Below are 7701 nucleotides of genomic sequence, written 5' to 3'. Positions count from 1 at the left end.
AATGGACTAACGGTAAGTTTGCCTGCTGACAACTACGTTCCAGAAATCGGTATTGGTCAGTATTTTCCAGCTCCTTATCCATTTGAACTAAACATGCAACCTTTCCATTCAATTGGTCGATTAAAACGAAGTCCACACTCAGTGATAACACTTTTTGCTGGAAAGCTTCGCTGCTTTTATCGCCTGCTCTGTATGACACCTTCAGCAGATCAGCCAAGCGAACGCATGGATAGATATCAAAATCATCCTTAAACGCATCCACCAGACGTTTTCTGAAATCTCTTAAGGAGCTATCCAGGAGGAGATCTTGTTTCTGAATACGCACTGTTGATTCCGTTTTGTTTCGAGACAAACGCACCAAAGCCCAAACAGCTAGCAAAAATACAATCAAAACTGCTGCCATGAATTGCATAACGTACTTATCCAAATCAGCCCTCTTCCATATTGATTAACCGGCGCTTTGGTCCCCACTCTCCTGGCAATGGTTCAAAAACACCGGCACAAATAGCTCCGCACCTTTTGCATCGACCTTCTGCATCCAGATGCCACTCTGATAACTGGTACCAGTCTCTACCGATTAATAACTCACCACACTGTTTACACCAAGTGCTATCGGCATTTTTATCATGCATATTACCAACATACGCATGATTAATTCCGTTATCCAATGCAATTTGCCGCGCTTTTTGTACTGTTCTGTGAGGTGTACTTGGTTTATTCTGCATTTTCCAGTCGGGGTGAAAAACTGAAAAATGCATCGGTACATCAGGCCCTAAATTTTCCAATACCCATTGAGACATGGCCGCTATCTCGGCTTCACCATCATTTTCACCCGGTATCAATAATATTGTCAGCTCAAACCAGACCTGCGTTTCATGTTTGAGATAGAGCAACGTCTCCAAAACAGGCTGAAGGTGTGCTCCCGTTATCTTATGGTAAAACGTTTCAGTAAAAGCTTTTAAATCCACATTTGCCGCATCCATATAGCGATAAAACTCTACTCGCGGCTCTGGACTGACATACCCGGCTGTGACGGCCACGGTCTTAATGCCCTGCTCGCGACAAGCCTGCGCTACATCAATCGCATATTCATGGAAAATAACGGGGTCATTGTATGTGAAAGCAACACTTCTACAGCCTGACGCGCTTGCTTTAGCAGCAATGTTATCGGGCTTCGCGACATCCATCAGTGTATCCATCTCCCGGGATTTGCTGATATCCCAGTTCTGACAAAATTTACACGCTAGGTTGCAACCAGCCGTACCAAAAGATAAAACCGGCGTACCGGGCAGAAAATGATTTAATGGTTTTTTTTCAATCGGGTCAATCACAAAGCCACTTGATCGTCCCCACGTGGTTAATACAATTTCATCATGCTGGTTGGCACGGACAAAACATAAGCCCCGTTGACCTTCATGTAATTTACAAAGCCGTGGACATAAATCACATTGCACACGACCATCAGCAAGCTTATGCCAATAGCGGGTTTTGACGGTACTTCCGAATTTTTTGGACTGCGATTTTATCAGCGTCATTCTGCACCTTGCATTTGCAAATATTGCAATATAATTCGGCAAAGTTGATACTTAGCATATTACGCTGATAAGCGGAGGATTGTCATGGAGATCGTTCGCCCCAATGCTGTTGCAGGCTTGTTTTACCCTGCTGATGCAGGCAAATTGAAAAACCAGATCGCAACTGACATGGCTGCATGCCACGCAGAGCAATCGTTGTCTCCCAAAGCACTGATCGTGCCCCATGCCGGTTACACTTATTCTGGTGCCGTTGCCGCCTGTGCCTACCAGCATTTAAAACCACTCAAAACTATAATAAAACGTGTTGTCCTTATCGGCCCCTCCCATCGTGTACCGTTTGAAGGGCTGGCCCTGTCTTCAGCAGAGTGGTTTGAAACCCCGATGGGACTTATCCCGGTCGATCGTGACGCAGAAAGTCAGATCATGTCTATTGAAGGTGTGCACGCCCTTGAGCGAGCACACACCCGTGAGCACAGCCTGGAGGTGCAACTGCCCTTCCTGCAATACCTTCTGGATGACTTCAAAATTGTGCCCATCCTTGCAGGTCAGGCCAGTCCAGAATTAGTCGCAAGGGTATTAGATACGCTTTGGGGTGGTGAAGAAACGTTGATTGTTATCAGCTCTGATTTAAGTCATTTTCTCGATTACGACAGTGCTTGTGAAACCGATGCAGAAACATCAAAAGCGATTATAGATATGAATAACCAGTTTATTGATGGGTATCACGCCTGCGGCAGTGTGGGTATAAATGGTCTTCTTTTGTATGCCCGGCAACATGATCTGCATGGTCATATTCTGGACCTAAGAAACTCCGGCGATACCGCTGGTAAACGTGACAGTGTAGTAGGTTACGGTGCCTACCTGTTTCAATAATGCTAGCTAAAGCGGATCGCTATCTACTCAAGAAAATTGCTCGTGATGCGATTTATTATGGCTTAAGCAATGCACAGCCGATGCCCATAGATACACATAGCCTGCCACCTAACGTCGTCGTTGACCGGGCAAGTTTTGTCACTCTTTATCTGGCAGGCGCATTGCGCGGATGTATTGGTTCTTTAAAGGCGACACGTTCACTTGCTGAAGATGTAGCAAAAAATGCCTATGCCGCCGCATTTGAAGATCCGCGTTTTGAGCCAGTCACAAAAAGTATTGCAACGGATCTGGAAATCCATATCTCAATCCTCAGCCAGGCAGTCATTATTGATTGTGATTCTGAAAAAGACCTACTGAGACAGCTTCATCCCGGCAATGATGGCTTAATCATTGAAGATGGAAGCTTTCGTGCCACGTTTCTACCGGCCGTATGGGATGCCATACCCAATCCAGAACGTTTTGTGCATGAGTTGAAGCGTAAAGCGGGTTTAAGCAAAGAATATTGGTCAGACACCATCCAATGTTATCGCTATTCCACTGAGACTTTTTAATACTATTCAGCTTGTATACAAACATCATTTTTATGCCTGTGAGAGGCGGCTATCGTATTAAAAGCAATCTTCGACCGCCTCCACGACTGTCTCTGCTACATTTGCTGCCCCCAGTTTTTCTTCATCTTTGGGCAAATACTTGCCGGTTCGAACCAGGCAAGCAGACAATCCTGCATCCACGGCGCCTAAAACATCAGCTTCTATATCATCTCCAATCATCAATACTTGTTCTGGTTTGAGTCCTAAAGCTGAGACAGCAGCATGAAAAAAACCGATTGCAGGCTTGCCAAGGATCTCGGCCTCGATATCAGTTGCATATTCCAGAGCCTGAATAAAGGGTCCTGCATCAAGCTGCAATTTACCGGCAGATTTGAAGTAACGGTTACGGCCAATTCCCAGTAAAGGCGCTCCTTCCATCAGGATGGTGAATGCACGATTTAAATGTTTATAATCAAACTTTTCTGCCGCATCAGCCACAATCACCGCATTTGGGTTTCGTTGATTTAGTTCTTTAAACTCGGGTAACAAGTCGGGATGAATCAGACAATAGGGTCGGAGGTCTCGCTGCTGACAGACATGTTTTACGGCTAGCGGAGCAGTAAAAATATCATCCGGTTTTACATCAAAGCCCATCTTTTGCAGGTTCAGGAAAATGGCTGTGCTGGTTGTTCGTGACGTGTTGGTAACAAACCGGATAGGTACTTGCTTATCTTGCAGTTCTCTTACGAGTGCTACTGCACCATTGACTGGCACATTATCAACGTGCAACACACCGCTGATATCAAACAGGATCGCCTTGTGCATCACAAAGTCCTCCGTGTGGTGAAAGCGATAAATTAAGTATGCGCCCTTGGCATACAACACTCAACAATAACGAAGTGTATCAATCACTTTTGTAAGGCATGATGGGCCAATCAGCCGCATCAACCGAATCCAGATTGGGTGATGTCACTTGCCCCTGCCATTTGTCTATGAACCGGTTGTCAGGATCATACTGACGAGTCTGTTTATCAATATTGAAATGTCTGCCACCACGAGGATCAGCCCCTACACCAGCAATGTATTGCCAGTTACCCCAATTGGAAGCAACATCATAATCAATCAATTTCTGCTCAAAATAGGCGGCACCAAAACGCCAATCTAATTCCAGCTCGTTAATACAACAGCTTGCAACAATCTGACGTCCCCGATTAGACATATAACCGGTTTCATTTAATTGTTTCATCAATGCATTCACTAAAGGGTACGGCGTATTACCATGGGCCCATTTTTGATAGCGCTCCGGGTAGAAACAGCAATTAATTTTGTTTTTACCCAGCCCCTGAGGGCGGAAAAGTTTATGGCGATATCGAAAGGCATACCATTGGAAATATTCACGCCACAACAACTCAAAGTAGATCCAATATGTCGACTCGTTGGCTGTATACGTTTTTTCGTACTGTCTTAGCTGCTGAAGCAACCTTTTAACGGACAAAGAACCGTTCGCCAGCCAGGCCGAGAATTTGGTTGAATGAGACCAGTGATCTAGATCATTCCGAAGAAGCTTATATTGAGCCGGATAATCGCTACTAAAATACGCTTGCATATGATCAATGGCTGCAGTTTCACCACCCGAAAAGTGTGATTGTGACTTATTAAAGCTTGATAAAGTGTGTGTTGGTTCATTGAATTCAGAGACGGGCAAGGCCAAATTCTTTGGCATTTGTACAGGCGTATCAATCGGTAACGCCTCCACAATTTTTCTGAACTGACTAAATGAACTGGGTAAAGAAGTCAGATCAAACGGTAGTTGTGCCTGTTGGAATAAAGTGTGTGTCCAAAAGGAATCAAATTGAACTCGCGGAAAATCGACTCGAAGGTGCTGCCATTGTCTATTTTCATATACTCCAACATGATGGCTTCGGTAGACATGACTCACTTTGTACTGCGTGATGAGTTCCGATATGACTGCAACCGGATTCCCTTTCATTACAATGAGTTTCTGACCTTTTACTTCAAGCGATTGGTTTAGAGCATGCAAAGTCTCATTAAGAAATTGGTGTCTGATCTCACCCAGTGGTTTAGCATTAAATCCGGTCGGTTTATCCCAAAGCTCGTCATAACAAAACAGACAAATTAAACGATCACAGTTGAGGCTGGCTTCGAGCAGAGCCGGATTGTCGTGGACTCGTAAGTCGTGGTTAAACCAGACTAGACCGGTTTTGCACATCGAACACGCCTCTCATTGAATTAAATTAATTGGATAAGCCTAAGCCAATTCATGTCCCTTTAGTGTGAAGGCTCGAGTTTATAAACTTTGTTGTAACCAGTGAAAACTAAATGCCGGCACAACGAGGCTATCGTTAAAAATATCTGGTGCCTGACCACTGTATAGATCAATTACCTCACCATACTGTGGATCTCCCCACCCTACTAACTTGTCTATATCTAACTGTTGTGGTTTGTCATTGAAGTTAGCGACGACCAGTACCCGATCAAATTGCTGAGCGATGCTGTAACGTTCAAACACAAATAAATGCTCGTTGCCGACATCAATCAACTGTCGGTTATTAAAATCAGCAAACACATCGATTTCCTTACGTACCGAAATCATATGTTTCAGCGCTGAAAAAATTTCGTACTGATAATTTCCAGGTTCATTTCGTAATTTGGCTTTATCCCAATCAATTACCGGACGATGTACCCAACGAGAATCTCCCTGTTTGTGTGGATCATCCAGATAAGAGACATCATTGATCGTACCCAGCTCATCACCGTAATAAAGCAGAGGAATGCCACCAAAGGACATGATCAGGCTGTGCAAAAGCAGGATGATTTTGATTGCATCGTCCTGAGCTTTCAGGTCACCAGTCTCAACTGCATATTCCAGCCCGACTAATGATGCCAATGAACCGGAAATACGCGCATCACCGGTTTTTTCATTTTCACCGAAGGGTAGACCTCTCGCATGTGAGTTATCAAACCGCCCCATAAAATAATCAATCAGAAATTTACGATGCTCTTGTGGATCATAGCCGACCAGATCAATATCACGGTCATCAAAACCCAGCCCAATATCATCATGACAGCGAATATAGTTAAGCCATGTTGCCCGCTCCAGCTTCACCGGCAGACTCTTAATACCCTGATTAAGCAAGTTGGCATTTTTAGTCGCAACGGCATCCCACATTAAGGCCATAAAAGTGGCGTTATAAGCGATTTCGCACTCTTTGGCGATAACGGCATCCTCGCCAAAATACTTGGTCACCTCTACTGGTGCGACTATGGCTTCAGCAATATACAGAACGCCAGGCGCGGTTACCTGACAGCAATCTTTAAGTAATTGTAATATGAGATGTGCCTCGCGCTCATTCTGACAGGTACTCCCAATTTTTTTCCATAAGAATGCCACGGCATCGAGCCGAAGAATGTCAGCGCCTTGATTTGCCCAGAACAGGATAACATCAAGCATTTCAATGAAAACTGTCGGATTAGAGTAATTAAGGTCCCATTGGTACTCATTGAAAACCGACATTACCCAACGCTGCATATCCTCATCCCAGATAAAGTTTCCGGGTGCAGTTTCCGGGAATACTTCAGGCATGCTCTGCTCGAACATATCAGGAATATCTCGGGTTTCGAAGGTGTAATAATACTCCTGATGAAGCTTGTCACCCTCCCGTGCCTTGAGAGCCCATTCATGCTCATTTGAGGTGTGGTTCAACACCACATCCATTGTCAGCAGCATATCGCGTTTATGCATCGCCCTGGATAAATGCAGCAAATCATCAATGGTGCCTGCCCTTTCATCAATTTCGCGAAAGTCACTGACCGCATAGCCACCGTCACTACTCCCCTTTGGGCATTGCATGATCGGCATGATATGGACCATGTTGACACCGAGTTCCTGAAAGTAATTCAGGTGACTTTCCATACCTTTCAAGTCATCAGCAAACCCATGACTGTAAAGTGCCATGCCGACCCAGTTTTGACTAAGAAACCAGTTATGATCCGCTTCGCGTTCAATATCACGTTGACGAAGATCTTCTGGACGACGAATGTATTGCTTAGCCATCGTTTCGACCAAGCTATGAGCCTGTTCTTTGAAGTCAGGCCGGTCGCCATAAAGCCGTTCAAACAGAGAGTGAATCGCATAAAAATTCGCACCCAACCGCGTATAGAAATATCGCAGATCTTGTCTGGAAATGCCGGCTTCGATTTCGTTCAGAATGTCATTTAATAGCGTATGTGCTTGCTGTTCATACATTTATGTCGTTTCTTTTGTTTGTATTATTCGTTATTGAAATTACTATAAAAATTTTTATCTTTACTGATTGCGCCACGCAGACCAACCACGTGCGACGCAAATTGCTGTGCTTTTGCCAGCGCCTCAGTGATTGTCCAATCTGCTAACAGGCCATGTATGTACATTGCAGTAAACGCATCTCCCGCCCCCACCGTATCAACAACCTCTGTTAATGGGGTCGGCGTTGTCAGATGGAATTCGCCATCCTGATCTCTCACGATGGCGCCTTTCTCACCACAGGTCACAATCAATTGATCCAGATGATAATGACTGTGCATACGCGTCATATCCTGATGCAGGTCAGCCGAACGAAAACCCAACTCAGCAAGCTCATGCTGATTTAACTTCACCCAGCGGGCCTGTTCCAGCCAGTGACAAATGTCTTCTTTTTGCCACCAGGGATCCCGTAAATTGATATCCACAAAAATATCCAGGCCCGGCTTTTCAGTAAGCTTTT

At 44.8% G+C, this 7701-nt stretch carries 8 protein-coding genes; 2 read left to right on the top strand and 6 right to left on the bottom strand.

Translation table 11 applies throughout. The features are described 5' to 3' along the window. Together ACTF5U_RS05915 and amrS are read right to left on the bottom strand one after the other, a co-directional pair. Positions 1-412: DUF2726 domain-containing protein (locus tag ACTF5U_RS05915; RefSeq protein ID WP_438970720.1), on the bottom strand; the 412-nt coding region annotated here is incomplete at its 3' end. Positions 413-428: 16 nt separating this feature from the next. Continuing rightward, the gene (gene amrS / locus ACTF5U_RS05910; protein WP_438970719.1) at positions 429-1535 is read right to left on the bottom strand and encodes an AmmeMemoRadiSam system radical SAM enzyme; all 1107 of its coding nucleotides are present in this window, start codon (positions 1533-1535) and stop codon (positions 429-431) included. 84 nt (positions 1536-1619) lie between these two features. On the opposite strand from amrS, the gene amrB reads away from it, so the two are divergent. Together amrB and amrA are read left to right on the top strand one after the other, a co-directional pair. After that, positions 1620-2408: an AmmeMemoRadiSam system protein B gene (amrB, locus tag ACTF5U_RS05905; protein ID WP_438970718.1), complete on the top strand. Its 789-nt coding sequence runs from the start codon at positions 1620-1622 to the stop codon at positions 2406-2408. After that, on the top strand, positions 2408-2959 hold the full coding sequence (gene amrA / locus ACTF5U_RS05900; RefSeq protein ID WP_438970717.1) for an AmmeMemoRadiSam system protein A: 552 nt from the start codon (positions 2408-2410) through the stop codon (positions 2957-2959). The genes amrB and amrA overlap by 1 nt, the downstream gene beginning before the upstream one ends. A gap of 57 nt (positions 2960-3016) precedes the next feature. On the opposite strand, the gene ACTF5U_RS05895 is transcribed toward amrA, so the two are convergent. From ACTF5U_RS05895 to ACTF5U_RS05880, 4 genes are all read right to left on the bottom strand, one after another. Beyond that, positions 3017-3763, bottom strand: a complete 747-nt coding sequence (locus ACTF5U_RS05895; RefSeq protein WP_438970716.1) for a TIGR01458 family HAD-type hydrolase — start codon at positions 3761-3763, stop codon at positions 3017-3019. Between the two features lie 79 nt (positions 3764-3842). After that, positions 3843-5168, bottom strand: a complete 1326-nt coding sequence (locus ACTF5U_RS05890; protein ID WP_438970715.1) for a DASH family cryptochrome — start codon at positions 5166-5168, stop codon at positions 3843-3845. Between the two features lie 78 nt (positions 5169-5246). Further along, positions 5247-7205: an amylosucrase gene (locus tag ACTF5U_RS05885; RefSeq protein WP_438970714.1), complete on the bottom strand. Its 1959-nt coding sequence runs from the start codon at positions 7203-7205 to the stop codon at positions 5247-5249. 23 nt (positions 7206-7228) lie between these two features. Continuing rightward, on the bottom strand, positions 7229-7701 hold a 473-nt coding region (locus ACTF5U_RS05880), incomplete at its 5' end, for a PfkB family carbohydrate kinase (protein WP_438970713.1).

This window comes from Methylophaga sp. (assembly GCF_965655755.1).
GTDB lineage: Bacteria > Pseudomonadota > Gammaproteobacteria > Nitrosococcales > Methylophagaceae > Methylophaga.
Note: the sequence above shows the minus strand (reverse complement) of the source record. Positions and strands in the feature narration are given on the sequence as shown.

Coding starts and splice junctions, on each gene's coding strand:
- amrS (WP_438970719.1), bottom strand. CDS start 1,535: ATGACGCTGATAAAATCGCAGTCCAAAAAATTCGGAAGTACCGTCAAA.
- amrB (WP_438970718.1), top strand. CDS start 1,620: ATGGAGATCGTTCGCCCCAATGCTGTTGCAGGCTTGTTTTACCCTGCT.
- amrA (WP_438970717.1), top strand. CDS start 2,408: ATGCTAGCTAAAGCGGATCGCTATCTACTCAAGAAAATTGCTCGTGAT.
- ACTF5U_RS05895 (WP_438970716.1), bottom strand. CDS start 3,763: ATGCACAAGGCGATCCTGTTTGATATCAGCGGTGTGTTGCACGTTGAT.
- ACTF5U_RS05890 (WP_438970715.1), bottom strand. CDS start 5,168: ATGTGCAAAACCGGTCTAGTCTGGTTTAACCACGACTTACGAGTCCAC.
- ACTF5U_RS05885 (WP_438970714.1), bottom strand. CDS start 7,205: ATGTATGAACAGCAAGCACATACGCTATTAAATGACATTCTGAACGAA.